Annotated in this window: 24 protein-coding genes; 17 read left to right on the top strand and 7 right to left on the bottom strand. The window is 36.3% G+C overall.

All coding sequences use genetic code 11. The features are described from left to right. Position 1: 1 nt before the first annotated feature. Genes coaC through RV15_RS05250 form a run of 3 tightly spaced genes read right to left on the bottom strand, consistent with a single transcriptional unit; the run spans position 2 to position 2322 of the window. Positions 2-544 (bottom strand): phosphopantothenoylcysteine decarboxylase, encoded by a 543-nt coding sequence (gene coaC, locus RV15_RS05260; protein ID WP_071877000.1) that lies wholly within the window; start codon positions 542-544, stop codon positions 2-4. Further along, positions 544-1314: a phosphopantothenate--cysteine ligase gene (coaB, locus tag RV15_RS05255; protein WP_071876999.1), complete on the bottom strand. Its 771-nt coding sequence runs from the start codon at positions 1312-1314 to the stop codon at positions 544-546. The genes coaC and coaB overlap by 1 nt, the downstream gene beginning before the upstream one ends. Before the next feature lie 15 nt (positions 1315-1329). Next, positions 1330-2322, bottom strand: a complete 993-nt coding sequence (locus RV15_RS05250; protein ID WP_071876998.1) for an oxidoreductase — start codon at positions 2320-2322, stop codon at positions 1330-1332. A gap of 217 nt (positions 2323-2539) precedes the next feature. Between RV15_RS05250 and RV15_RS05245 the strand changes: the two genes are divergently transcribed. The 6 genes from RV15_RS05245 to RV15_RS05220 all read left to right on the top strand — a co-directional run bounded on the left by RV15_RS05245 (position 2540) and on the right by RV15_RS05220 (position 7814). After that, a complete protein-coding gene (locus tag RV15_RS05245) occupies positions 2540-3040 on the top strand; it encodes an FUSC family protein (protein WP_071877051.1) in 501 nt (166 codons plus the stop codon). A 193-nt stretch (positions 3041-3233) separates the two neighbouring features. Then, on the top strand, positions 3234-3776 hold the full coding sequence (locus RV15_RS05240; protein ID WP_071876997.1) for a helix-turn-helix domain-containing protein: 543 nt from the start codon (positions 3234-3236) through the stop codon (positions 3774-3776). 228 nt (positions 3777-4004) lie between these two features. Further along, positions 4005-5090 (top strand): ABC transporter ATP-binding protein, encoded by a 1086-nt coding sequence (locus tag RV15_RS05235; protein ID WP_071876996.1) that lies wholly within the window; start codon positions 4005-4007, stop codon positions 5088-5090. Positions 5091-5101: 11 nt separating this feature from the next. Beyond that, entirely contained in the window at positions 5102-5911 is an 810-nt protein-coding gene (locus RV15_RS05230; protein ID WP_071876995.1) for an ABC transporter permease, read from the top strand. Next, positions 5908-6744, top strand: coding sequence for an ABC transporter permease (locus tag RV15_RS05225; protein WP_071876994.1), 837 nt, complete (start codon positions 5908-5910; stop codon positions 6742-6744). The genes RV15_RS05230 and RV15_RS05225 overlap by 4 nt, the downstream gene beginning before the upstream one ends. Next, positions 6741-7814, top strand: a complete 1074-nt coding sequence (locus RV15_RS05220) for an ABC transporter substrate-binding protein (RefSeq protein ID WP_071876993.1) — start codon at positions 6741-6743, stop codon at positions 7812-7814. Before RV15_RS05225 ends, RV15_RS05220 begins: the two co-directional genes overlap by 4 nt. Before the next feature lie 268 nt (positions 7815-8082). Here the strand turns inward: RV15_RS05220 and RV15_RS05215 are convergent, their stop codons facing one another. The 3 genes from RV15_RS05215 to RV15_RS05205 all read right to left on the bottom strand — a co-directional run bounded on the left by RV15_RS05215 (position 8083) and on the right by RV15_RS05205 (position 11209). Next, positions 8083-8904: a carbohydrate ABC transporter permease gene (locus tag RV15_RS05215; protein ID WP_083429112.1), complete on the bottom strand. Its 822-nt coding sequence runs from the start codon at positions 8902-8904 to the stop codon at positions 8083-8085. Position 8905: 1 nt separating this feature from the next. Then, positions 8906-9784, bottom strand: coding sequence for a carbohydrate ABC transporter permease (locus tag RV15_RS05210; RefSeq protein WP_071876991.1), 879 nt, complete (start codon positions 9782-9784; stop codon positions 8906-8908). Positions 9785-9904: 120 nt separating this feature from the next. Beyond that, on the bottom strand, positions 9905-11209 hold the full coding sequence (locus RV15_RS05205) for an ABC transporter substrate-binding protein (RefSeq protein WP_071876990.1): 1305 nt from the start codon (positions 11207-11209) through the stop codon (positions 9905-9907). A gap of 183 nt (positions 11210-11392) precedes the next feature. Here RV15_RS05205 and RV15_RS05200 point away from each other — a divergent pair, with 183 nt between their 5' ends. Together RV15_RS05200 and RV15_RS05195 are read left to right on the top strand one after the other, a co-directional pair. After that, positions 11393-12919: a response regulator transcription factor gene (locus RV15_RS05200; RefSeq protein WP_071876989.1), complete on the top strand. Its 1527-nt coding sequence runs from the start codon at positions 11393-11395 to the stop codon at positions 12917-12919. After that, positions 12916-14631 (top strand): sensor histidine kinase, encoded by a 1716-nt coding sequence (locus tag RV15_RS05195; protein WP_071876988.1) that lies wholly within the window; start codon positions 12916-12918, stop codon positions 14629-14631. Before RV15_RS05200 ends, RV15_RS05195 begins: the two co-directional genes overlap by 4 nt. Positions 14632-14657: 26 nt before the next feature. Here the strand turns inward: RV15_RS05195 and RV15_RS05190 are convergent, their stop codons facing one another. Further along, on the bottom strand, positions 14658-16412 hold the full coding sequence (locus RV15_RS05190; RefSeq protein WP_071876987.1) for a glycoside hydrolase family 35 protein: 1755 nt from the start codon (positions 16410-16412) through the stop codon (positions 14658-14660). Between the two features lie 119 nt (positions 16413-16531). On the opposite strand from RV15_RS05190, the gene RV15_RS05185 reads away from it, so the two are divergent. The 9 genes from RV15_RS05185 (at position 16532) to RV15_RS05150 (ending at position 25138) form a co-directional block, all read left to right on the top strand. Beyond that, entirely contained in the window at positions 16532-17350 is an 819-nt protein-coding gene (locus RV15_RS05185) for a helix-turn-helix transcriptional regulator (protein WP_071876986.1), read from the top strand. Between the two features lie 396 nt (positions 17351-17746). Next, complete coding sequence (locus tag RV15_RS05180) at positions 17747-20794, top strand: family 43 glycosylhydrolase (RefSeq protein ID WP_071876985.1); 3048 nt, start codon at positions 17747-17749, stop codon at positions 20792-20794. Positions 20795-20815: 21 nt separating this feature from the next. Beyond that, the gene (locus tag RV15_RS05175; protein WP_071876984.1) at positions 20816-21181 is read left to right on the top strand and encodes a hypothetical protein; all 366 of its coding nucleotides are present in this window, start codon (positions 20816-20818) and stop codon (positions 21179-21181) included. Then, positions 21178-21729: a signal peptidase I gene (locus tag RV15_RS05170; protein ID WP_083429111.1), complete on the top strand. Its 552-nt coding sequence runs from the start codon at positions 21178-21180 to the stop codon at positions 21727-21729. The genes RV15_RS05175 and RV15_RS05170 overlap by 4 nt, the downstream gene beginning before the upstream one ends. A gap of 28 nt (positions 21730-21757) precedes the next feature. Continuing rightward, entirely contained in the window at positions 21758-22426 is a 669-nt protein-coding gene (locus RV15_RS05165; RefSeq protein WP_217265801.1) for a hypothetical protein, read from the top strand. A gap of 15 nt (positions 22427-22441) precedes the next feature. Next, positions 22442-22573 carry a hypothetical protein gene (locus tag RV15_RS19045; RefSeq protein WP_281246822.1) on the top strand — a complete coding sequence of 44 codons (132 nt, stop codon included), beginning with the start codon at positions 22442-22444 and terminating at the stop codon, positions 22571-22573. Positions 22574-22716: 143 nt separating this feature from the next. Further along, complete coding sequence (locus RV15_RS05160; RefSeq protein ID WP_071876982.1) at positions 22717-23757, top strand: acyltransferase family protein; 1041 nt, start codon at positions 22717-22719, stop codon at positions 23755-23757. A gap of 96 nt (positions 23758-23853) precedes the next feature. Next, positions 23854-24408 (top strand): RNA polymerase sigma factor, encoded by a 555-nt coding sequence (locus RV15_RS05155; protein ID WP_483866616.1) that lies wholly within the window; start codon positions 23854-23856, stop codon positions 24406-24408. Beyond that, positions 24401-25138: a hypothetical protein gene (locus RV15_RS05150; RefSeq protein WP_083429108.1), complete on the top strand. Its 738-nt coding sequence runs from the start codon at positions 24401-24403 to the stop codon at positions 25136-25138. Before RV15_RS05155 ends, RV15_RS05150 begins: the two co-directional genes overlap by 8 nt. The last annotated feature ends 2 nt before the right edge of the window (positions 25139-25140 follow it).

Raw genomic sequence — 25140 nt, 5'->3', positions numbered from 1 at the left:
ATTATTTCGCAAAAATTTCATTAACTTTGGCAACGATCTCCTCGACGTTAGCAAGAGCGCCTCGACCAAAATCACCACAAGCGAGCAGTGCCTCGCGCGGTTCAATTTCCTGATACCCAACTTCTTTTAATGTTGCCAAATTTCGCTGAGTGATCGGATTTTGATACATATAGGTATTCATCGCCGGTGCGACGAATTTTGGTACGTCTTCTTTTAATGCTAATGCAACAGTCGAAAGCATATCATCTGCGATGCCATTAGCTAGTTTGGCCAAGATATTGGCAGAAGCTGGTGCAACTAGGAAAAGGTCAGCCTTTTTCGCTAATTCGATATGATTGATTTTATCTGGGGCGATTTCCTCCATAACATTTGTATGCACTGGATTTTTTGATAAAGACTGCAATGTCAGAGGTGTGATAAATTTAGTGCTGTTCGTCGTCATGATGACGTCAACATTATAACCTAGCTTTGTCAATTGACTTGTGATATCAGCTGCTTTATAAGCTGATATACTGCCGGAAATACCTAACAATATTGTTTTCATCATTGGTTCCTCCATTTTTCTTCAACCTTATTGACGATGAGTTGAGCGATTTCGTTTTTAGTCTGAGCAGTTTCAGTTTGTCCTTTTGCATCAAGCAGAATTCCTTTATGCTGGTCACCATGTATATCTTCAAGGTCGTTTGCTAAAATAAAATCACAATCATTTTTCGCTAGGATCGAGCGGCCAACACGAATTAATTCTTCTGTAGAAACACCAACTAAAAGCTTAAAGCCAACAAGCACAGCTTGTGGCTGTTGTTCTCGAAGCATTGCAATTATTTTAGGGTTTTTCTTCAGAAAAAGCAAGAGGCGATCTGTTCCAGAAGGTATTTTTTTCGCTTGCTGGATTGTTTGGCCAATTTCATCTAAGCTACGGTAAAGAGCTTCAGTTAAATTGGTTAAATCAGATAAATCGCTTTCTGTTGCTAATTTATCAGCAAGTTTTTCAATAAAAATATCTTCAGATAAAGTAGTTTCTGTTGTAAAATCACTGACAGCCATGCTGTGAATGATGCCATCGAAGGTTTGTTGCTTAAACTGAGTAAGTAAAGCTGATTCCAACTCTTTTGTCGTTTCGATTTCAATGAGTGTTAAATTTGATTCCATCGCCGGATGAACTGCTTGTGGCGTAGTTAGGTACGTCACTTGATGCCCTTGTGCTAGGAATGTTTCAGCAATCGCTTTGCCTAAACGACCAGTAGAATGGTTGGTGATGGAACGCACGTTATCGATTTTTTCGGAAGTTCCCCCAGCTGTGATTAAGATATTCATTTATAAGTTGCTCCTTTACTTCATTTTAACAATGGTGCGGCCAATATGCGTACCAGCTTGCAATTGCTCTAAGGTATTTGGTAGAGCTTCTAAGGCAATTTCGTGGGTCAACTCGTGCTGGCTGACATTTAAGTCAGTGGCTAAACGTTGCCAAGTAGCGATGCGTTGTGTCATTGGGACATTAACTGAATCAATTCCTAAGAGGTTTATTCCTCTTAAAATAAAAGGCAGTACCGTGGTGTCTAGTTTAATTCCAGCCGCATTTCCGCAAATTGCAATGCTGCCGCCATAACTTAATTGTGATAATAGTGCACAAGTAACGTCTCCGCCAACTGTATCGATAGCAAAATCTGTCGTTTGTTTAGCTAAAGGTTTGATTTTTTCAGGAAGAAACTCATCTAATAAAAGGACATTCGTTGCTCCAATTTTTTTCAATGAATCAATCGCTGATTTTTTACGGCTTAAGGCTGTAATATTTTTATATCCTAGTTGATTCAACATGGCAATCGCTAAACTTCCAACGCCACCAGAAGCTCCTGTAATCAAAATGGCAGCCTCTTTATTTAGAGCTAAGCCGTGATTTTCAAGTGCTTGAACAGCTAAGGCAGCAGTGAAACCAGCGGTACCAAAAATCATCGCTTCTCTCAAGCTTAAATTATCAGGTAAAGGAACGAGCCAAGCTCCTGGCACACGAGCGAATTCAGCAAAGCCTCCTGTATGAGTGACACCTAATCCATACCCGGTCACCAAAACGTTCTGACCTTCTTTAAAATGCTGATCCTTACTCGTGACCACAGTTCCGCTTAGATCGATACCGGGAATCATAGGATAGTCACGAATAACACCGCCATTTTGTTTTGCAGCTAATGAATCTTTGTAGTTTACTGAAGAATAGGCAATTTCAATTAGGACATCTCCTTCAGACAAGTCCGCAAGGGTTAGTTTCTCTATGGACGTAGTAAGCAAGTCGTCCACTTTTTTTACCTGAAAACCCAAAAACTCTTTCATAAATAGTCTCCTTTTAACGTAATTAGTTTTATTGTTACTATCATAACATATTCTCTTTTTATCTTTACCAAATTCTTCTTGAACATCCCTTCATAATAGAAGAAAAATAAGTTAAAATAGAAGATGATGTTTTTTATTGGACAATAAGAAAAAAATAATTAGTCATATTTTTGCTAAACAGTGAAAGGAATTTAGGTAGTTGAAATTTAAAATTGGAATGCGCACATTTAAAACGGGGTTAAGCGTCTTTTTTTGTATTTTAGTGAGTATGTTATTAAAACGAGAAACATATGTAGTTGCGGCGATCACAACAGTTTTTACATTGAGGGAAGATATGGAGAATACAGTGAGATACGGCAAACATCGTATTATTGGTAATGTGATGGGAGCCCTGATGTCAGTCGTGGTGATTGCTGTTTTCAATTTGTTGGGAAGAACAGAGCTGGTGCAATTGATTTTTATTCCTGTGATTATAACGCTGATGATTGCTTTATTGGCTAGTCTAGGCTATCACGAAGGAACCGTTGGAGCATGTGCGACCTTGTTAACGATCGTATTTATGATTCCAGCTGATCGATCTTATGGGTATGCATTCGCTAGAGTCGTAGACAGTTTTATCGGAATGGGGATCGCTTTACTAGTCAATTACTTTATTCCGTTAAAAATTGGCAAAAAAAGAATTGTGCGGCTTATAAAAAATGAGGAAGTGTCTGAATAACAGATGCTTTTTTATTTTGTTAAAATCCTTCGATCAGTGCTAGTATAAAAGTATGAGATGAAATTAAAAAAATCAAATTTTATTGTTAAAATTTGTTGCTATTTTTTGAAAAATTCGTATACTAGAAAAGGTAAAATTAAACTTGTAGTTTAGTAGGAGCAAACTTTTTAATAAATCAAAATGGGGTGGTCAGTTGGAAATTGGTGAGAAACTGCGGAATTTACGTGTACAAAAGAACTTAACACAAGAAGAATTAGGTGAGCGAACTGATTTGACAAAAGGCTATATTTCTCAGTTGGAGCGTGATTTGAGTTCACCTTCAATGGAGACATTTTTTAATATTTTAGAAGTATTAGGCATCACACCAGAACAATTTTTTAGTGAGGGAACGTTAGCGCAGAAAATTGTTTATAAAGATGAAGATAGCACACTGTATTATGATGAAGAGAATGGTTATGAACTAAAATGGCTGATTCCAGAATCAAATGAAAAAAAAATGGAGCCTATTGTTTTGACCTTTGATAAGAACGGTCAGTATAAGACCTTTGAACCTTCCCTATCTGAAACGTTTATCTATGTGATCGATGGTTCTGTCTCATTGATATTAGGTGAAATGACTCATTCTGCTAAAAAAGGTGAGGCAATGTATTACCAAGCAACAGAACGTCATCAGCTGATCAATCACTCAAAAGGAAAAAGTCGGGTATTGATCGTGGCTACAGAATCTTATTTGTAAGAGTTAGTTTTATGGGCTAGCTCTTCGAGAAAAAGATAAATTATAAATGAAGTAAAAAGTACCTCAGTTATAATTTCCTATTTTTCAGTCAGAGCTGAACAAGCCTATTGCTTTGAAACACAGTGAATAAAATGAGCTGATGTTGAAAAGTACAAGGTGTAGCGAAGTGAAACGTTGCTACAATGTTAAAATAAACCCAGTACAATTTTAATTTGGAGGTATCAGCGGGTGAAAAAAAATATTATTACGTTTGAAAACGTCGTGAAACAATATGATGATGAAAAAGTCCTAAAAAATGTTAGTTTTGAAATCGAGCAAGGAAAATTTTATACATTGCTTGGTCCTTCAGGATGTGGGAAAACAACGATCTTAAGAATTCTAGCTGGTTTTGCAGATGCGACCGAAGGGGATATTTATTTTGATGGACAAAGAATCAATGATATTCCAGCCAATAAACGTCAAGTAAATACTGTGTTTCAAGATTATGCCTTATTTCCTCATATGAATGTGTTTGACAATGTAGCATTTGGGTTGAAAATTAAAAAGGTACAGAAGAAAGACATCGAAAAGAAAGTCAAAGATGCCTTGCGAATGGTTCAGTTACCAGGCTATGAAACGCGTGAAATCAGTGAGATGTCTGGTGGTCAGCGCCAACGTGTAGCGATTGCCCGTGCCATTGTCAATGAACCCAAAGTCTTGTTGTTAGACGAGCCGTTATCAGCGTTGGATTTGAAGTTGCGAACAGATATGCAATATGAACTGCGAGAGTTGCAGCAACGGTTAGGGATCACGTTTATTTTTGTTACCCATGACCAGGAAGAAGCTTTAGCAATGAGTGATGAAATTTTTGTCATGAACAAAGGACACATCGTGCAAAGTGGTACGCCTGTAGATATTTATGACGAACCAATCAATCATTTCGTGGCGGATTTTGTGGGAGAAAGTAATATCGTTAATGGTACGATGATCGAAGATAATTTAGTTGAATTTGTTGGAAAACGATTTGAATGTGTGGATGGCGGAATGCGCCAAGCGGAACCAGTTGAAATAATGTTGCGTCCTGAAGATTTAACGATCACGACAGCGGATAAAGGTAAATTAGTTGTAACGGTGGATACGCAATTATTCCGGGGGGTTCACTATGAAATCATCTGTCATGATGAAGACCACAATGAGTGGATGGTTCATTCAACAAGAAAAGCTAAAGAAGGTACCAAAGTAGGTCTCTTTTTTGAACCAGAAGATATTCATGTCATGCGCTTCAATGAATCAGAAGAAGACTTTGATGCTCGTTTAGAAAGCTACGAAGAATAGGGGGAGTAATAATGAAAACAATGCGTCGGATTTATTCGATTCCTTATATGATGTGGCTGTTATTGTTTGTAATTGCGCCGGTTTTGATGATTATCTATCAGTCTTTCTTTGATATGAATGGCCAGTTTACTTTTGACAATTACCAGATGTATTTTACTTCTGGCACTTATTTGAGTATGACTCTGAATTCGGTTTGGTATGCCTTTTTGATCACGTTGTTTACGTTTTTAATCAGTTATCCGACCGCCTACTTTTTAACAAAGTTAAAGCATAAACAATTGTGGTTGATGTTGGTGATCTTGCCGACATGGGTGAATCTGTTGTTGAAAGCTTATGCCTTTATTGGGATTTTTAGCATCCATGGTAATGTGAATCAATTTTTAAGTTTTCTTGGGATTGGGCCGCACCAAATTTTGTTTACGGATTTTAGTTTTTTGTTTGTCGCAACATATATTGAAATTCCATTCATGATTTTGCCAATTTTTAATGCGTTAGAAGAGTTGAATCCTTCATTGATCAGTGCTAGTCGTGATCTTGGTGCCAATAGTGTTGAAACGTTTCAGCGTGTGATTTTCCCGCTATCCTTGAATGGCGTAAAAAGTGGTGTTCAAGCAGTCTTTATTCCATCACTATCATTATTCATGTTGACTCGTTTGATTGGTGGAAATCGAGTGATTACACTCGGAACTGCCATCGAAGAGCATTTTATGGTGACGCAAAATTGGGGCATGGGTTCAACGATCGGTGTGATTTTGATTGTGGCGATGTTTATCGTGATGCTGTTGACCGGTGAGAAGAAGAAAAAGGGGCGGGTGAAATGACAAAGAAAAAATTTAAATGGTCGTATGTTTATCTGATCATCGTTTTTGCTTTATTGTATGCACCGATTTTTTATCTGATTTTCTATTCGTTCAATGATACTGACACGATGAATCAATTTACTGGTTTCACACTTGCCAATTATACGGCGGTCTTTGAAGATACCCGCTTGTTGATCATTGTACTGAATACTTTCTTGTTGGCCTTTTTATCAGCGTTGTTAGCAACGATCATCGGAACATTCGGTGCAATGGGGATTTATTATACAAGACGAAGAAAAACTAGGACAACTTTAATGAGTTTCAATAATATTTTACTTGTGTCCCCTGATGTCATTATTGGTGCTAGTTTCTTGATCTTTTTTACTGCGGTCGGTTTTATTAGTTTAGGCTTCACCAGTGTGCTATTGTCTCATATTGCTTTTAGTATTCCGATCGTTGTCTTGATGGTGCTACCGAAATTACAAGAAATGAATGACTCGATGGTAGATGCAGCTCGTGATCTGGGGGCCAATAATGTGCAGGTCATCAAAAATATTATTTTGCCGTTTTTATCACCAGGCATCATTGCAGGTTATTTTATGGCGTTTACGTATTCTTTAGATGATTTCGCGGTAACCTTTTTCGTTACAGGAAATGGATTTTCGACACTTTCAGTTGAGATTTATTCTAGAGCAAGACAAGGAATCAGTCTAGAGATCAATGCGTTAAGTGCTTTAGTCTTTCTTTTCTCTATGATTTTAGTGATCGGCTACTATTTTATCAGCCAAGATAATACGTCGAAACGGCTGAAAAAACTGCGTCGTGAACAAAGTGAGGTGGCGAATCTTAAATGAAAAAATTACAATCTTTGCTTATTGGTATTTTAGCGATCATTCTAATTCTATTTTTCGGGGCTCGCCAATTAGAAAAAGCCAGCGGTATGGCTGGTGCTGATACCTTGACGATTTATAACTGGGGCGATTATATTGATCCTGATTTATTACGTAAATTTGAAAAGGAGTCTGGATATAAAGTCAATTATGAAACGTTTGACTCGAATGAAGCGATGTTTACGAAAATTCAGCAAGGTGGTACGGCCTATGATATTACGATTCCCTCTGAATATATGATCCAAAAAATGATGAAAGAAAAAATGTTACTCCCAATCGATCACTCTAAATTAAAGGGCTTAGAAAATATTGATGAACGTTTTCTAAATCTTGATTTTGATCCGCAAAATAAATACTCGATTCCTTATTTTTGGGGAACATTAGGTATCATTTACAATGATAAATTTGTTGATGAAGGTCAAATTCAGCATTGGGATGATTTATGGAAACCAGCATTAAAAGATAATGTGATGTTGATTGATGGGGCTCGTGAAGTCTTGGGCCTATCCTTGAACAGCTTAGGGTATTCTTTGAACAGTAAAAATAATCAAGAGTTGCGTAAAGCAACAGATAAATTGAACAAACTAACAACTAATGTCAAAGCGATCGTAGCCGATGAAATCAAAATGTATATGATCAATGAAGAAAGTGCGGCCGCTGTAACATTTTCTGGTGAAGCTTCTGAAATGCTTGATGGTAATGAGCATCTGCATTATGTAATTCCATCAGAAGGATCTAATCTGTGGTTTGATAATATCGTGATTCCTAAAACAGCGAAAAATATTAAAGGGTCCTACGAGTTTATCAATTTTATGTTACGACCTGAAAATGCTGCTCAAAATGCAGAGTATATTGGTTATTCAACTCCAAATAAAGCAGCAAAAAAATTATTGCCTAAGGAAATTTCTAGTGATAAACAGTTTTATCCAAGTGATGAGGTCATTAAGCATTTAGAGGTTTATGAAGATTTAGGGGCGAAATATTTAGGGATTTACAATGACTTGTTTTTAGAGTTTAAAATGTATCGGAAATAGAGGGAAATTTAGTTGAAGTGGGATTAAATCAAGTACTACATGAAAGGAATAGAAAATATCCATGTCTAATACAAAAACATACTAAGATTAGAGGTTGGGACAGGGAGCGTTTATTCATATTTAGGGTGTGAAACAAAAGTGCTTTTTACTTTTGTCCCACACCTTTTTTATTGCTTTTAAAAGTTCGATATATCAAGAGCTAATAATTATGAAAGTAACTTTTTTAGATATCTGTTGTGTATAAGTTAAGAAGTGATGCAAAAGTGGCTTATTTTACCGAACCTAACATGCCTTGAACAAATTGTTTTTGTAGAATAAAGAAAATTAAGGCAATCGGTAAAGTGGCAATCACGATACCTGTCATGATCATGCCATAATCTGGTGTATAAGATGCACCCATGGCCGACAAAATCAAAGGAACTGTCCGCTTATCTGGCGATTGTAAGGCTACTAGAGGCCATAAATAGTTATTCCAACTATTCATAAACGTAATAATCGCAGCAGCAGCATAGATATTTTTGGCCGTTGGCATATATATTTTAAAGAAAATCGCCAGTTCACCTAACCCATCAATTCGAGCAGCTTCAACTAAAGAGCGGGGGAAGGCTTTAATATTTTGTTTAAACAAGAAGATTAAAAAGGCGGTACTGACAGACGGTATAATCACACTGAACAATGAGTTGATTCCAAAAGGTGTGTTACTTAATTTTGAAAACATAGTATATAAAGGAATCATCATTGCTGAGAATGGGACCATCATCGAGAGGAGTAAAATACTAAAAATACGGTCATTCCGTTTAGAACGGAAAATTTCAAAACCATAGCCTGCCATCGAGGATAAGAATAAGGCAAATATGGTTGTAATCACTGCAATTACGGCGGAATTGATTAAGGCTCTGCCAAAGTTTAAATCACTAGTAAAAAGATTTTGAAAGTTGATCATCAGCTGATCGCCAATCATAATCTTGCCAGCAGTAATATCAATGGTTTGATTGGTCATCCCTAAAATCATCCAGATAAAAGGGAAGATCGAAACAAAGGCCGCGATACTTAAAACGAGATATTTAATTCCTTTTGATATTTTTTCCATCTTACTCATCTCCAGCTACACGTTTTTGAATAATTGTTAAAATAACTATACAGAACACAATCACAAAGGAAACTGCGGCTGCATAACCAAAATTTGGTGTGAATTTGAAACTTAGGTTATAAATATATTGTGAAAGAGTCGTCGTTGCATTGGCTGGACCCCCACCGGTAATATTTTGAACTTCATCAAACAATTGCAACGTGCCAATTGTGGAAGTAATTGTCGTAAATAAAATAACTGGTTTTAAGTTTGGTATTGTAATTTTGAAAAACTGCTGCCATTTATTTGCGCCATCCATATCGGCAGCTTCATAAATTTCTGGATCAATATTTTGCATACCTGAAATAAAGAAAATCATGTTATAACCTGTCCAACGCCACGTGATGGAAAGTATAATTAAGACTTTAGCCCAAAAAGGATCCGTCAACCACTGAATCGGTGCTTCCACAAGATTCATATTTAACAGGACTTGATTGACTAAGCCCGACGCAGAAAATAAGCTTTTCATAATTAATGAGTAAGATACTAAGGACGTAATACAAGGCAAAAATAAGGCCGTCCGAAAGAATCCTTTAAACTTTAAACGCTTATCGTTTAATATATTTGAAAAAAATAGTGAGAGCATTAGCATCACCGGAACTTGAACAATTAAATATAAAAAAGTGTTGCCAAAGGCTTTTCTAAACGTACTATCTGAGAGCATTCGCTTGTAATTACCTAACCCATTAAAAGTCATATTTGTTGGAATTCCAGATTTAAAGGAATTCAATAGGGCCATTACCATTGGGATAAAGACTAAGACCGTAATCAAAATCACGGGTAATAGTATAAAACCATCACCATTGGCAAAGAATTCAAATTTTTTCTTTCTTTTTTGCATAACTTGATGCCTCCTGATTGTTGTCAGCCGATTAATAATAATGCAGAGGTTGGGATATAACTCTACGAGTTACATTCCCAACCTCAAGGAATCTGAATAAGCGGTGGGAGCATTAATCCCTTAATTTTCTAATTGGTCTTCAGCTTGTTTTTGGACATTTGTTAAGACTTTATCTACGTCTCCGCCATTAATCACTTCTTGTAAGCTTTCAGTTAAAATGGATTCAATGGCGTACGTATCTTTACCATAGTTAACCTTTGGTACTTCAGCAGACCAGTTCGAAAAATCTTCAAAGACCTTTTGACCATCATAGAATGCGACACCTTCTTGATAAATAGGGGATTTACTGGCAGCTTTTAAGGTAGAAATAACGCCAACTTCTTTCGCTAATTGATTCATTAAATCAACATTTGAGGCAAATGTTTGTCCTAAGAATTCTTTTGCTTGTTCTTCACCTGGTAAGCCTTTGATTACGTACCAACCTCCGCCACCAATGTTGGAACTATGTTTAGAGTTTGCATCACCTTTGATGACTGGAATCGGTGCAATACCCCATTTACCTGTTTGATCTTCAGCGCCTTGGATCGTACTTGCATACCAACATCCTTGAATGGCACTTGCGACTGAACCTGATTGAACCCCATTTACACCGCCATCCCAGTCAGAAACTTGCTCAGCTAGACCTTCTTTTAAGATAGTCGCTTGAATTTTTAAGGCGTATTCTAATGCTTTATTGCCTTTTAAGGTTACCTTTTCACCAGATTCATCTGTAAACCATTTACCTGTAGATTGCATAATAATACGTGTTAAGCCTAAATCACTTGGATCCATTGTCATCAATGCATGACCGGTTTTATCTTTAACAACTCGAGCAATTTTGATTAAATCATCCCAATTGATATCTTGTAGGTCGGCTTCCTTATAGCCAGCTTCTTCAAAGTAATCGCGACGATAGAAGATACCTGCAACTCCACTATCAAATGGCACACCATAAATCTTGTCATCAACTTTATTTACAGCAAATTTATAATCTGAGAAATCTTTCTCTTTCACAATTGAACCTAGATCTGAAAATGCATCGGGATAAGATGTCAGGTAACTTTGAATGCGATAGTCTTCAATTAACACGATATTAGGTAAACCTTCTGTATTTCCTGAAGCTAAACTAGTATTTAATTTTTGAACAATATCATTTTGTGACATGGTCACAACTTCAACTGTAACATCTTTATTTTCGTAATATTCTTTTGCGATTTCAGCCGCTTTGATGTTAAATGTTTCATCCCAAGCCCAAAGCGTTATTTTTTCACTACTACCATTGTTTGTACTTCCTGCATCAGCATCTTTACTGCTACCAGCCCCTCCACAAGCTGTTAACATTAATGCTGAAGCTAAAACTAATAAGGAGCCTAAAAACTTTTTCATGTTTATTCCCTCTTTCCATTTTTGCTTACATCCATACTATACACACTAAACCAATTGAAAGGAAGCGCTAACAAGCTATTTAAGATGAGTAGATAAAATTGTCCAAAAATCATAAAATAATCCTAATTCATTAAAAACTTTTAAATGCTATAATGGACTCAACACGGTAAAGGAGGCGTTTTCTTGACTAATGTAATTACGATTTTACTCGTCGATGATGAGGTCGCTATTCGCGATGGTTTAAAACACTTGCTTCAGTGGGAAAAATTTGGTTTTCACATTGTTGGTGAAGCTGAAAACGGCAAAATAGCCTTAGATAAAATCATTGAGCTGCAACCCGATATTGTGATTACGGACTTAATTATGCCTGAACTTGATGGTTTAGAATTATCTAAAATAATCCAAGAACAATTTCCACAGATTCATTTTTTAGTTTTAAGTAGTTATGACGAATTTACTTATGTTTCTGAATCGTTTAAAAACGGTGCGGTTGATTATTTATTAAAACCAACTCTGACTAAAGAAAACTTGCTTACAGCTTTAAATAAAATTGCAACCAAGCTAGCAGCAACAAAGGCAACTGTTTCAGAGGAGGAAGTATTAAGTCAAACGCTCAATCGTTATTTAGTCGGCTATAAAGAGACTGACCTAAGTCCCGTTGCAAATTTTCTTACATACGATTGCTACCAATTAGTTTATACCAATACGATTTGGTACCAGGACCGCGATAATCTACAACGTGTACTAAACGAATTGACCTTTGACAACACGCTAATAAAATCGTTAGCTTATGCAACGAGTAATGATGAAGCTGGTTTATTGCTTGCCTTTAGAAATGTTCAGCCGAATAGCCAGACAATGTTAATGAAAAAACTCTACAGTTTACGGCAAATTGAAGCAGGGAGTTTTTTTACCTTAAGTGAGCCATTTTTTCAGATAAACCAGCTCAAAAAAACTTTTAGCCAACTAAAAGCTGGTACCAAGGAACAGCGGTTTTATTTTAAACACCACTTTATCGTTGAATTTAATGAATTGTATATGTTAAAACAACGTGAGCGCTTTGATACGAAGAAGTTTCTACGAGCCATCCTGAATAATGATTTCTTATTGGGCATTGTACGGATTGAGGAATTTTTTAATGAAATGATTTTAAGCTTTAGCAGTGCTTCCGATTTGAAACAGCAAGCCAGCAATATTTTTTATACACTATTATCTAGCCTAGAAGAAGCTTATCCTCATGAAGATAGCTTTTCAAAACTAAAAACTTATTTCCTTAATCAGATTGGAAAGATGAGTTATTTGGAAGATTTTTCAGCGCTTATTTTAACGATGAATGATCAGATTCGCCAGATACTACAACAGCAAAATCCTAGGCTGGATATTAAAGAAAATGAATTAATTACCAGTATTGAACGCTACATTCGTGATAATTATCAGTCGGATTTATCTTTAGCTCGGTTAGCAGAAGAATTTCATTTTAGCTATAATTATCTGTCCAGCTTCTTTTCAGCTCACTTTAAGATGACCTTTTCTGATTACTTAAATACAGTACGTTTAGAGGCAGCTAGGAAATTACTCCTAACATCAAACGATAATCTATCAGAAATTAGTGTAGCTGCGGGATATTCAGACCTGAGTTATTTTTCTCGTCTCTTTAAACGAGAATATCATGTTACTCCTTCTGTTTATAGAAGGGAGAACCGCTTATGAAACGATTAGAACTGTGGTCAAAACAAAATGAACTTTTCACGCGCATCTTGATGATCGTTATTTTTTGCGTCATCAGTGTTACGTTACTTTCCGTAGCAGTTGTTTTTAATCGTTCAAAGAGTGCATATGTGCTTTCATATCAAGAATCAAATCAGATTTTGATGAATAAGATCCAAAATGATTATGAACTTTTAAATGACAACATTAATCGTATTTTCGAGACGGTCTCTAAAAGTCAAGGCGTGCAAGACTATTTTAAACAGGATCAATCAGAAGAGATTCAAGCGATTATCAAGTTACAAAAGGAAATGGCATCTACCAGTTGGATATTTAATGACACACCTTCAAACTTGATTTTAATTGGTAAAAATGGCCGTACTTTTTTTCAAAATGAAGGAGTCCGTAGTCAATCTCTCGACACCTTTTTTAAGAGTGATTTGATGAAAGAAATCGATGGGAATCCTGCTTTAAGTCAATATTTCTATCAACAAAACGGGTTAACTATTTCAACCGCAAAACAACCAGGCTTACTTTATATTCGCAAAATTACAGATGACATCGGCATTATTGGATATGCGCTGATTTTTGTACCGGAGCAATACTTTGCCTCAATTTACGAGCAAGTTTTAGCGGAAAATATTCATACTATTTATATTACGGACAGTGAAAATACCGTTATTTCTTCTAACCAAAAATCACAATTAGGCACCACCTTAAGTAACAAAATCAGGAAAGCAGATAATAATTATACTAATTCATTAAAACTATATTCGTACAATTTTACCCTTTACAATCTGATCAATGAAGACACCTTGATCAAAAATATGAACTTGATACGACCCACTATCACCATCGTCTTTTTTTCAATTATGATAGCAAGTGTGATTGCTTTTATTGTTATTCGACGAATGACAGGTCCTATTTATCGTTTAATTGATGCTTTACCAAGTGTGACCCAGGGCGAGTTTTCTAATAGTGTCGCGATTGAAGGGACCTATGAGACGCAAGAATTAGGAAAAGCCTATAACTTGATGCTAGAAGATTTACAAGGTTATTTTGATCACTTAATGACGGTTGAAGAGGAGAAACGACTGACCGAAATCCGATCGTTGCAGATGCAAATCCAACCTCATTTTATTTACAATACCTTAACGGCAATTAAGTTTCTGATCTGGCAAGGGGAAAGAGACAAGGCCAGTCTGGCGATGGACAATTTTATCCAACTGTTGCGCCACACGCTCAGTAATAAAGATGAAGTTGTTCCCTTGAAACAAGAGTTGAACGGGGTAGAAGCCTACATTAACATTTTGCAATTGCGTTATGGCGAGCGGATTCAAACGAATATTTTTGCTAATGAAGCCGCTGAAGAACTACTCGTGCCCAAAATGATCATTCAACCTATTATTGAGAACACGTATCTCCATGCTTTCCCTGAACATCAAGAGGGCTATATCCAAGTTTTTGCTACCACGGTAGAGGATAAATTACAAATTGAAATTATCGACAACGGGGTTGGCTTTGATGATAGCCAGCCGCCGAATACTCAGTCAACCTTAAAACAACATTATTCTGGGCTCGGCTTACGAAATATTCACGAACGGATCCAACTGCTATATGGAGAAAAATATGGTTTAAAAATTCAAACAGCTCCTGGCGAGGGAACATCAATTAAACTATTGATGCCAATCAATCATCCTAAAAAAACGACCTGAGTCTAAGTGACTCAAGTCGTTTTTAGTTAGTTTTTAGCTAGTTTCGGCTCATCTGTCAAGATGATTTCTGTGCCTACTTTTCCTTCTGATTCAAAGACGATAATCTCATTTGTACCAACTTTTAAAAGCGGGCCGGGGATATAAAGCCGGACTTGTGGACCTTCCTCCCAGAAACGCCCAATATTAAAACCGTTAACTGTGACAAAACCTTTTCCCCAGCTTGGTAACTCAATAAACGTATCCCCGATTTCTTCAGCCTCAAAAGTAAACTGATAAAAGCCTGGTTGTCCCACAGCCCATTCAGCAGAGAAATCCAGCTGTGCCAAATTATCCATCGGTAAAGCGTACATCGCCCATCCACTTTGAAACGCACCATTGAGAATGACACCATCGCGAATACCTTTTTCTTGATGATTCATTTTGACTGAATAATTTACACGGCCCATATTTTCAACTAAAATACCTAATTTATTTGTTTTAGCCTGTAAATCAAATGCCAATTGTGTGCCTAATTCTAAATCATATTGGGTTGCAATAAGACCATCATTGACAAAAATCTGGGCTCGATCCATACAACCAATTAAGCGGAAATCTTCTATATGGCGTTTGCGACCAATGTTACTTTCATAATAAACATAGCCAAATCCTTGATCTAATTGTTCCATAGAAAGCGGATAATTATGAGTGATTTTTTGCGCTAAGTTGTCAACGTTGTTAAACAATGACGTTTTAGAGCTAGCCTGTATTGAACCGTAAGCGATTTTTTTAATATCCGTCGTTAATTCTACTGTGGGAATTTCTCGATGTTTTCCAATCACCTCTTGAAATAAACGGTATTTCGGTGTGATATCTCCCCACTCAGTTAGCAGTGCATCGTAGTCATAGCTCGTCACGTCTGGTGCTAGTTTATCATAATAATTGGCGCCACTACTAAAACCAAAGTTAGTACCACCATGAAACATATAAATATTAACTGAGCCTTCATCTAAAATATCTGACAGTTCATTGGCAGCTGTTTGACCGTCCATTGTATGATGTTTTTCATCACCCCATGCATCAAACCAGCCAATCCAAAATTCCATTACCATTAGGGGTTTCTTTTCTTTGTGAAAGTCTTTTAACACTTTAAAATGTTCTTTGATTTTTGAGCCGCAGTTAATCGTTGCCAAGGCGCGATCTTGGATTGATCCATCTTCGAGCATATCGCCCCAAGGTCCATCTGACGTTACAAAAGGCACTTCTGTCCCATGTTTTTCCATCAAATCAGCAATTTTCCCCATATAGCTTTTATCATTAGCAAAGCCGCCGTATTCATTCTCGATTTGCATCATAATAATAGGTCCACCTTGAGTGATTTGCAGATCCACTATCTCTGGATACAATTTAGTAAAATAATTATCAACTTTTTCAAGGAAGATTGGATTATCAAACCGAACTTTCAAATCAGCTTCCTTCATCAGCCAATAAGGTAAGCCACCAAATTCCCATTCCGCACAAATATATGGCGCAGGACGCAAGATAACGTATAAGCCTAATTCATCTGCAATTTGAATAAATTTCCGCACATTGAAACGTCCATTAAAGTTAAACTGACCCTCATGAGGTTCGTGGAAATTCCACGGTACGTACGTTTCAACCGTATTACAGCCTAAAGCTTTTAACTTTTCCAGACGATCACGCCAATATTCTGGTACAACTCGGAAATAATGGATAGCACCCGAGATGATTTTGATCGGTTGACCGTCCAAATAAAAGTCATCTTTAATTTCAAATGTTTTCATAGTGCACTGCTCCTTTAGTAGTTTTTATTTTCTTCTCCCTCAGTATAACCATTTCTAAATTTTATAGTATAATAAGTTAAACTAAATAATATAAGAATACGAAACAAAAGGAGAAGCGAATGCCAATTTATTTTCAATTAAGCGTGCGACCTTTACCAATCACTTTAGAAAGTATCGGAAATCACTGGGAACAAGTTGCGATTCAGCGCCAACACGGGTACCATCGTTACCATTGGCTTCAGACAGAATTAGGCTTAGGAGAAGTTTTAATAAACGATCGAAAAGTAATTTTAACCCCCGGTGAAGGAATCTTAATCCCGCCGTTCGTTCCTCACGCTTACTATTCTCTAGATAACTGGGTTACAAAATTCGCCACATTTGAAGGAGAGATCAAGGAAAGTTTGCATCAAATCCTACAAAGTAATGCTTACATTACCGCAACGGATACTGCAGAGTTTTCTTTTTCAGATTGGATTGATCAGCTCATCTCGCATCATATTAACCAACAATTAAAACCAATCGAGCTTTCCCAGCAATGTTATTCCTTTTTACTTCACTTAAGCCAAAGAAATGAGACGAAGATTGTCAGTGAACACCCATTATATAAACAGTATATTGTACCGATAATAGCGGAAATCGAAACACATTTTTATGAAATTACTTCCATTGAAGAATTGGCTCAGTCAATCTATATCAGCCCACAATATTTAAATCGTTTATTTAATCGCTTTGTTGGAAACAGTCCTTATCAATACTTAATGACTTGGCGCCTTAATAAAGCAAAGGAGTTGTTGATCAATTTTCCTCAACTGGAAGTACAACAAATTAGTTTGAGAGTTGGATTTCAATCCCCAAGCCAATTTATTGCCATGTTTAAACAGAATATTGGCTACACGCCAAATCAGTTTCGTCATTTATATCGCACCGTACAAAACTAACGTGACAAGAACGTCGTTTGTTCCTGTGTTTAATACTTAGCTGATACTCATTATTTTACATGTTCCTTGTTTCAGATCATGTGTCTGCTTCACTCATTCGAATTTTCGGTAAAAAATCTAGGACGTCTCTCTCATGGGATGTCCTCTTTTCTATCTATAACTAAATAGTTGAGGAAATTTTGTAGAAGAGTCAGTTACTGCGCCAGGAGAAGAATTAAAAATTTTGTACTTTTTACCTATCTTCGGATTATTTTAAGTATTTTTTGGTAAGCGGTTTCAAAAGTGAGAAATCATAGCTATAATGATGCGGTAATCATTAAATGAAAGCGAGGTGCAGGAGTAAGGAATGAATGCTGTTGATAAAAATAGTGCTTTTGAAAGGAGAATAAACAACTAATGAAAAATAGTTCGAACAAATTACCGCAAGTTTCTTTAACGTTTGCAACGAGTCTTCTATTAGGCATAGGGATTACAGGACCGACAGTTGTTCAAGCAACTGAAGGAATAAAAGCTGAAACAGAAAAAGAAATAGTACTGACTGAAGAAGAAGTCCTCAATAATGATCGTGTTTTATATTCTGTTAATGCAGGGACACCTGATCCATCAGTAGTCCCAAAAACGGAAAAAATGGGATTACTGCAGTCAAATGTTGATCAGAAATTTTCAAAGGACTCAAAAACGGGCATGGCTTGGGGAGCTGATCCGGATAATGAGTATTCCTCCATGGTCAAATCTGGCAGTGACGCTACAGATATCGGTGAAAGTTTTGTCTATATGTCAGATAAAGTAATGTTTGATAAAGAAAAAAGTATGTTGGGCTATTCATTTGAATTACCCAAAGAGAAGATTCCTGGAATGAAAGAGCAAACGTATGAGGTTACCGTGGCCTTTAAGCACTATTGGGAAAAACGGTGGCTCAATATTATGCTTGAAGGTCAGACGGTTGATGCTGACCGAGAAGTTGGCAATAACGAATGGGTCAGCAAAACGTTTGTTACAACTGTGACGGATGGTGAATTGAATGTCGCTGTTAAGGCCCCGCGTAGATCTGGTCCAGAAGGCGATCCGATTATCAATTATATCAAAGTTCAAGCAGTTACTGAGAAGGAACCGATAGCGCCTTATACGTCGTTTACTGGAACAGCAGGCGACTTGATGTACGATACAAATGGAAATACCATCCAAGCTCATGGCGGCCAAGTGCAAAAACTAACCGTTGATGGTGAAACCAAGTATTATTGGATCGGTGAAGATAAGACCTATGACTATCGTCCAGTTGGTGGAATTCACTTGTATACATCAACAGACTTATATAATTGGAAAGATGAAGGCGTCGTTTTAAAACCGATGGAAACGCGGAATCAATTTGAAACGGATGAGTACTTTAAATCTCTTTATGGTGACTATTCAGAAGAGAAAAAGGATGACATTTTTATAGATTTAGACCGGAATAATACAGTTATTGAACGACCAAAAATGCTTTACAACGATAAAACAGGCAAATATGTGATTTGGTTCCATGCTGATGGTCGCTTCCCTGGAAGTGATGCTGACTATGGTAAAGCTAAAGCTGGCGTTGCGATTAGTGATAGTCCGACTGGTCCTTTCAAATTACTTGGTAGTTATAAATTGAATTATCATAACGATCCAAATGGTGATTATGGTTTTGATGGTTGGGCTGGACGTGGTTCAGTGCGGGATATGACATTATTTAAAGACACTGATGGTCAAGCTTACGTCATTTATTCCTCAGAAGGGAATAAAACAACCATTATTTCTAAATTAAATGATGACTATACAAATTTAGCTGTAGATCTTGACCAAGCGACTGAAGGCGTGGATTTCACTCGCGAATTTATTCACTGGTCACGTGAAGCGCCTGCAATGTTCAACTATAAGGATAAATATTACATGATTAGCTCAGGTCAGACCGGTTGGAGTCCAAATCCAGCACAATATGCGGTTGCTGATAGCCCGATGGGGCCTTGGCATGGAATGGGCGATCCGTCTGCAGATTGGGGTGGAAATACTACTTATGATACGCAAAGTACGCATGTAATTCCTGTAGATCCTGAAAACGGTAAATTTATTTATATGGGTGATCGTTGGAATTCCTGGGACTTAAGTGAATCTCGTTATGTTTGGTTGCCAATCGAGTTTAAACCTGGAAATCAGTTAGCAATTAGAAGAGCTGATCATTGGACCCTAGATCAACTTGATGACAATGGCTTATTTGATTTAACACCAAAAGGGTTACCTAAAAGTGTCTTATCAATGGAAGGTATTGCAGATTTAATGCCAAATGAAGTCACCATTTCCTATGGTACTGAAACGGAAGTAACGCCGATTGAATGGCAATATGAACCATATAACGGTAAGGAGTTAGGCACGGTTTTTATCAAAGGGTATCTGCCTGAAAAAAATCAAGATGTCTGGCATGATGTGCACGTTGCGCCAAAAGGGCTGCGTTATTTCTTTGATAGTGGAGCGGATGAATCCGTTTATTTTGATGCTGCCAAAGATTTATTAGGAGAGACACTACTCAACACAAAAGCGGATCAAAAATATACGAAAGATAACAAAGCAGGTTATTTAGGAACAACAGAAGAAGAGAATCCAGAAGACTTTGATTTTGGTCGTCATAAAGGTAAGCATATTTTAGACAGTGGTTGGTGGGCTAATCAAGGGAAGAGCATTGATTACGCTTTTGATTTAGAAGCAGGGACATATGAACTTGGTGCAGGCTTAAAAGAGTGGTGGAATGCTACTCGTCAAATGGAACTAACGATTAAATTAGATGATGACGTCCTTGGTAAAGAAACAATTAAGTTAAGTTCTGATAATCCTGAAGCGATTGTCAACAAAGAATTTACATTAGCTAAAGCGGGCTCAGTCGTTGTTAGCCTTAAGAAACAAGAGGGCTCTGATCCTGTTTTAAGTTGGTTATCAATTGTTGAAAAAGAGAGCAAAGTAGTAGTTAACTTCAGTGTCTTAGTAGATAAATTGGCAAAAGCCAATAAGTTAATTGAAACAGATTATCAAGCAGACGCTTGGGCAAAATTTGTTATCGCACGTAATGCTGCTTCAGCGGTTAAAGATGATCCAACAGCAACTCAAGCAATCGTTGATAAAGCAGTGACGGCTTTAGAGAGTGCGATTGCTGAGTTAATGAATCATTTAGCAGAGGGGCAACCAGAAGTTGAAAGCATTAGTTTGAACGCAAAAACAATCGAAGTTCTAAAAGTAGGGAAACAATTAACTGTTGGAAGTAGTGTCTTACCAAAAAATGCGTCTACGAATTTAACTTGGTCCGTTCAAAAAGATGAAGTGGCTAGTGTTGATGTAAATGGAGTAGTCACTGCTAAAAAAGCTGGGACAACTCATGTTTATGCTAAAGCAATAAATGGCAAAGAAGCTCGCTTTACTTTAAGAGTCACACGTTAAAAATTGGAAGGATGGGTGCCAATGAACCGAAAATGGAAAGTTATCATTAGCTTACTGATATTAAGTATTATTTTTCCACTAGGTGTAAGTGGGGCCTCCCGTTATTTCACATTTTATTTACCAATAGATTATGGTACAACAAAAAATATATCCAAAGCAACAACAGATTCTTTGGATAGTGAGAATACATCAACAAATGAACATTCGATATTTAGTGAATCAATTGAAGTTGAAGCAATAACCAATAGTTTAGTTGAGGGTACTAGTAGCTCGCTTGAGTGGACAATTACGAGTGAAAAAGGACTAGAGGAGCAACCAACACAAGATTCTGAAATAGAAAGCCGTGGGCAAGCGGATGCTGAATTACAACAGGAAGGAGAGCAATGATGAGAAAACTTGGGCGATTTCTTGCTAAAGTCTATTTGTTTGTGATCATTGCTCTTATTCTATTTTCACTTAACCTGCGAATTACAAATGGTGTTAGCTATTTTGGCTATCAATTGCGTGTTGTGATGAGTGATAGTATGTCACCTAAAATACCTAAAAATAGTCTTATCTTCATTAAGGAAACTAATGAAGAAGTAGCAGTTGGTGATGTTGTAACCTTTGAAACTGCCGGGGAAAATGTCACGCATCGTGTTGTTGATATTGCTGAAAACGGTCAAGATGCTGTTTATAAAACAAAAGGAGATACGAATGAGTTTCCAGATCAAGGACAACGCCGCAAGGAAGCGATTGTTGGGAAAGTTGTTTTTTCAATTCCCTATCTTGGCTCATTCTTTCTACTGATAGGAACAACTCGCGGATTGACAGCTTTTCTATTGAGTGTATTTCTTTTGATACTACTAAGTTATTTTTTCACATTATTAATGAAAAAGACAGCTTCAAATGAACAGGGGATAAAAGTAGAAATGAGGAATCTAAATGAGGAGTAAAGTGGAAAATTTGTTGAAAAACAAAAATATGAAATTAGTGTTGACAGGTATAGCGATTGTTTTAGTGACGCTTGGGGCAACTTACGCATGGTGGACAGCTCGGATAGAGATGAAGCAAGATGTCACGATGGGGAAATTAAAGATTGCTGCTAGTTTTGAAGAATTATCCGATCCTAAGGTCTTTGAACCAGGTACTTATTCAGAAATTAAGGGGACAATTCGTAACGAAGGCGACATTCCTGCAATGGTAAAAATTGACAATAGTTCTCAAATTAAGTTTGTCTATGCTGATGATCAATTGACGGTCATTCCAGTTGAAGAGCGTCAGTTTACTAGTGACACTAGCAATGCTATTAAGTTATCTTTAGCACCGACTTCAGGCGATTATACGGATAATGAAGATGTCTATTGGTTCAAAGATACTGCAGGTCAACTGTATGTTTTAATAGAAGCCGGTGCTAGTTTAGCTGTTAATACAGACGTAGACTACAATGGTGAAACTATGGGAAATAAATACCAAGAAGCTGAAATTAAAATCGGCGCACTTTTAAGGGCAACCCAAGTGATTGATGGAGCTTTGAGGGATGAATTCGGGCTGTCATTTGAGGAGTTGACTGACGTTCAAGCAAGTAAACGGACAATTTCAAATGGACAAGCTCGTTTACAAGAATTACTGGCTCGTGGAAGGGAAAAGTAGGCGGATTATTAGCGAATGAATAAAATAAGAAGTGCGGATAAAGGCAGAGTTAAATTTGCTTTTATCTGTGCTTTTTTAGATTTTTATTCTAAAAGACTTAGGCTAGAAAAGTGTGGGCATTATCTGCAAGGCAGAAGAGTTGGCTAAAATAAACAATTTATATATAACGGTTTATTCTCTTAATAAAAGCTTAGTCCCTATTAATTAAAAAAAGTAAGCTCTTTTTAAATGATTTTCCTGCTATTTTTGTTAATGAATGGTGAGATATAAAATCAAAAAAGGAGACTTTTATGGAAAATAAAACGAGGTATGCAGCACTAGATATTATGCAATTTATATGCGCAATCATGGTGGTAATAGTGCATGTAGGTACTATTACTGATAAGCCTTTCCACCATTTTTTTATAAAAAGCATGGTCTGTCGAGTGGCAGTTCCTCTTTACTTTATAACAAGTGCATATTTTTATAGGAAAAAAATGATTCGTTCTTCTGAAAAGGCTCAAAAATGGATTAGTAACTTTACTAAAAAGTATCTAGTTTTAAGTATAGTTTATTTGCCATTCGGATTTTGTTGGCTAACTCAAAAACTTTATTTAGAGCTATGGAAGATTCCTATTGCTTTAATCATTGGACTATTTTATTCAGGGGTATTTTATCACCTGTGGTATTTCCCTGCGTTGCTCTTATCGTTATTTCTAGGAAGTAAACTAATAAAAAGTTTAGGGTATAAGAGTTCTTTTCTAATAGCAATCATTCTGTATTTCGTTGGATCAGGTGAAACCTATTATGGCTACTTAAAAGATACTTTCCTAGAAACGGTATATCGTCCATTTTTTTCGGTTTTTATTACAACTAAAAATGGTCTGTTTTTTGGAATTATCTTTGTATTAATTGGGTTTTACATAAGTGACACTCAAAATAAATTACCTCTTTTAAAAAAATATAAAAAAAGGATCGTGGTTTCTGTTGTAGTGATTTGGGTTATGGAAGGAACCATAATCTATCAAAATCAAGGATTGGATAAAAATTTTCTATTATCTTTAATTCCACTTGGTACAATTATATTTTCAACACTATTGAAAATCAAAGGTTCTTTAAAATATTCTCAAAAGTTTCAGAAAATCGGGCAAAGCATCTACTTTTTTCATATGATTCCAATTGAAATATTTAATTTCTTGATTAGAGATTATAAAGATTTAGCGGCAAGTAAGTTAGGGATAATTAGGCTAATCATCGGTCTCATATGTCCATTAATTTATTTTTTGATAACAGACAAAGCATCTATATGTAAGAAACAGTTACGATATCCTGATGCGAATAGATGCCTTTAAAGTATAAAAGGATTAAGCAAAAAAATTAGCAATTATTAAATGATTTTCTCTTTTAGTTTGTTAATCTATATGAAAAGGGATTTAAGGAAGAAGGTGATTTGGATCAATGACTTTTTTTTAATTCAAAAAATTAAAAATGGTGATCCAACTGCATGGGAAAGTTTAGTGAATAAATATTATGATTCAATTTTTTCCTATTGTGTAAGAAGATGCTTTGGAAATCGATTACTTGCAGCTGATCTAACGCAAGATATTTTTTTGAAGCTAGTAGAAAATATTCATAGGTATCGATTCAGCGGAAAATTTTATAACTATCTTTTTACGATTGCGGTTAATACCTGTCATAACTACACCACTAAGAAAAAATTTGATGAACAGCAGTATGAAGATTACCTGCTTCCTTCAGATAATAAACTGTCAGTCGGGAATGAACTAATTGACAAAGAACGCAATAAAATGATTCAAGAAGCCTTGGATTTATTAAATCCCTTGCAACGAGAAGCTGTCATCTTAAAATATTACCATAGCTTTAAAGTAAAGGAAATTGCTGAAATTACCGGTGTTTCTGTGCCGACAGCTCAATCAAGAATCCACCAAGGATTAAAAAAATTAAGAAAAGTTCTTGAACGAAAGGAGTTTTGGGATGGCTAAAAAAGTAGAAGATTTGAAAACTTATCGTATTTTACCAAATGAGAAAGGGCGTCTGGAAACAATTGCGATGGGGAAAAGCATTATGGCAAAAAAACAGATGAACCAGCATTCCTATCTAAATCTTTTCCTATCAACGCTTCAATTTATTCAAGTAAAAACATGGGTAATGCAATGTTTTATTTTGTTATTAATAATTGCCACAGTAAATATTCATATTTTATATCAAACCTCATTCAAAATGATTATGAATAGCTATCTGCTTCTTTTAATTTTCTCTATTCTCTTCTTTTTAGATGAGTTATATAAAAGTTTTGTTTCAGGAATGTGGGAGCTTGAACAAAGTTTTAAATATGATTTAAGCCAGCATACCTTAATGAAATTAATTGTTTTTGGGAGTGTTGATATTGTTTTGATCCTGTTGATGTCACTGCTCTCAAATATAACCTTATCGATCCCGCTTTTGCGAGTGCTTTTGTATCTACTCGTTCCGTTCAATATTTTTTGTATTCTTTTATTTTCTACCTTAACGTTTTGGCGTAATAATATGCGTCAAGAGATACTTTGGATCATAGCAGGAGTTGTCGGTGGCATAAGTTTTGTACTGACTAATCTGCTCAATGTTTATAATCTTTCTATGGCTTATTGGGGAACAGGTTTACTTTTAACAAGCTGTGCTTTGATTTATGTGGTATACGTGCAAATCTATCAAATGAACAAGGGGACTAATTAATT

The organism is Enterococcus silesiacus (assembly GCF_001886225.1).
Classification (GTDB): Bacteria; Bacillota; Bacilli; order Lactobacillales; family Enterococcaceae; genus Enterococcus_L; species Enterococcus_L silesiacus.
The sequence above is the reverse complement of the archived record's forward strand: the minus strand, read 5'-3'. Positions and strand labels throughout refer to the sequence as shown.

Excerpts from the sequence above, each read along its gene's own strand:
- coaC (WP_071877000.1), bottom strand. The coding sequence starts at position 544 with ATGAAAACAATATTGTTAGGTATTTCCGGCAGTATATCAGCTTATAAA.
- coaB (WP_071876999.1), bottom strand. The coding sequence starts at position 1,314 with ATGAATATCTTAATCACAGCTGGGGGAACTTCCGAAAAAATCGATAAC.
- RV15_RS05250 (WP_071876998.1), bottom strand. The coding sequence starts at position 2,322 with ATGAAAGAGTTTTTGGGTTTTCAGGTAAAAAAAGTGGACGACTTGCTT.
- RV15_RS05245 (WP_071877051.1), top strand. The coding sequence starts at position 2,540 with ATGCGCACATTTAAAACGGGGTTAAGCGTCTTTTTTTGTATTTTAGTG.
- RV15_RS05230 (WP_071876995.1), top strand. The coding sequence starts at position 5,102 with ATGAAAACAATGCGTCGGATTTATTCGATTCCTTATATGATGTGGCTG.
- RV15_RS05225 (WP_071876994.1), top strand. The coding sequence starts at position 5,908 with ATGACAAAGAAAAAATTTAAATGGTCGTATGTTTATCTGATCATCGTT.
- RV15_RS05220 (WP_071876993.1), top strand. The coding sequence starts at position 6,741 with ATGAAAAAATTACAATCTTTGCTTATTGGTATTTTAGCGATCATTCTA.
- RV15_RS05215 (WP_083429112.1), bottom strand. The coding sequence starts at position 8,904 with ATGGAAAAAATATCAAAAGGAATTAAATATCTCGTTTTAAGTATCGCG.
- RV15_RS05210 (WP_071876991.1), bottom strand. The coding sequence starts at position 9,784 with ATGCAAAAAAGAAAGAAAAAATTTGAATTCTTTGCCAATGGTGATGGT.
- RV15_RS05205 (WP_071876990.1), bottom strand. The coding sequence starts at position 11,209 with ATGAAAAAGTTTTTAGGCTCCTTATTAGTTTTAGCTTCAGCATTAATG.
- RV15_RS05195 (WP_071876988.1), top strand. The coding sequence starts at position 12,916 with ATGAAACGATTAGAACTGTGGTCAAAACAAAATGAACTTTTCACGCGC.
- RV15_RS05190 (WP_071876987.1), bottom strand. The coding sequence starts at position 16,412 with ATGAAAACATTTGAAATTAAAGATGACTTTTATTTGGACGGTCAACCG.
- RV15_RS05185 (WP_071876986.1), top strand. The coding sequence starts at position 16,532 with ATGCCAATTTATTTTCAATTAAGCGTGCGACCTTTACCAATCACTTTA.
- RV15_RS05180 (WP_071876985.1), top strand. The coding sequence starts at position 17,747 with ATGAAAAATAGTTCGAACAAATTACCGCAAGTTTCTTTAACGTTTGCA.
- RV15_RS05175 (WP_071876984.1), top strand. The coding sequence starts at position 20,816 with ATGAACCGAAAATGGAAAGTTATCATTAGCTTACTGATATTAAGTATT.
- RV15_RS05170 (WP_083429111.1), top strand. The coding sequence starts at position 21,178 with ATGATGAGAAAACTTGGGCGATTTCTTGCTAAAGTCTATTTGTTTGTG.
- RV15_RS05165 (WP_217265801.1), top strand. The coding sequence starts at position 21,758 with ATGAAATTAGTGTTGACAGGTATAGCGATTGTTTTAGTGACGCTTGGG.
- RV15_RS19045 (WP_281246822.1), top strand. The coding sequence starts at position 22,442 with ATGAATAAAATAAGAAGTGCGGATAAAGGCAGAGTTAAATTTGCTTTT.
- RV15_RS05160 (WP_071876982.1), top strand. The coding sequence starts at position 22,717 with ATGGAAAATAAAACGAGGTATGCAGCACTAGATATTATGCAATTTATA.
- RV15_RS05150 (WP_083429108.1), top strand. The coding sequence starts at position 24,401 with ATGGCTAAAAAAGTAGAAGATTTGAAAACTTATCGTATTTTACCAAAT.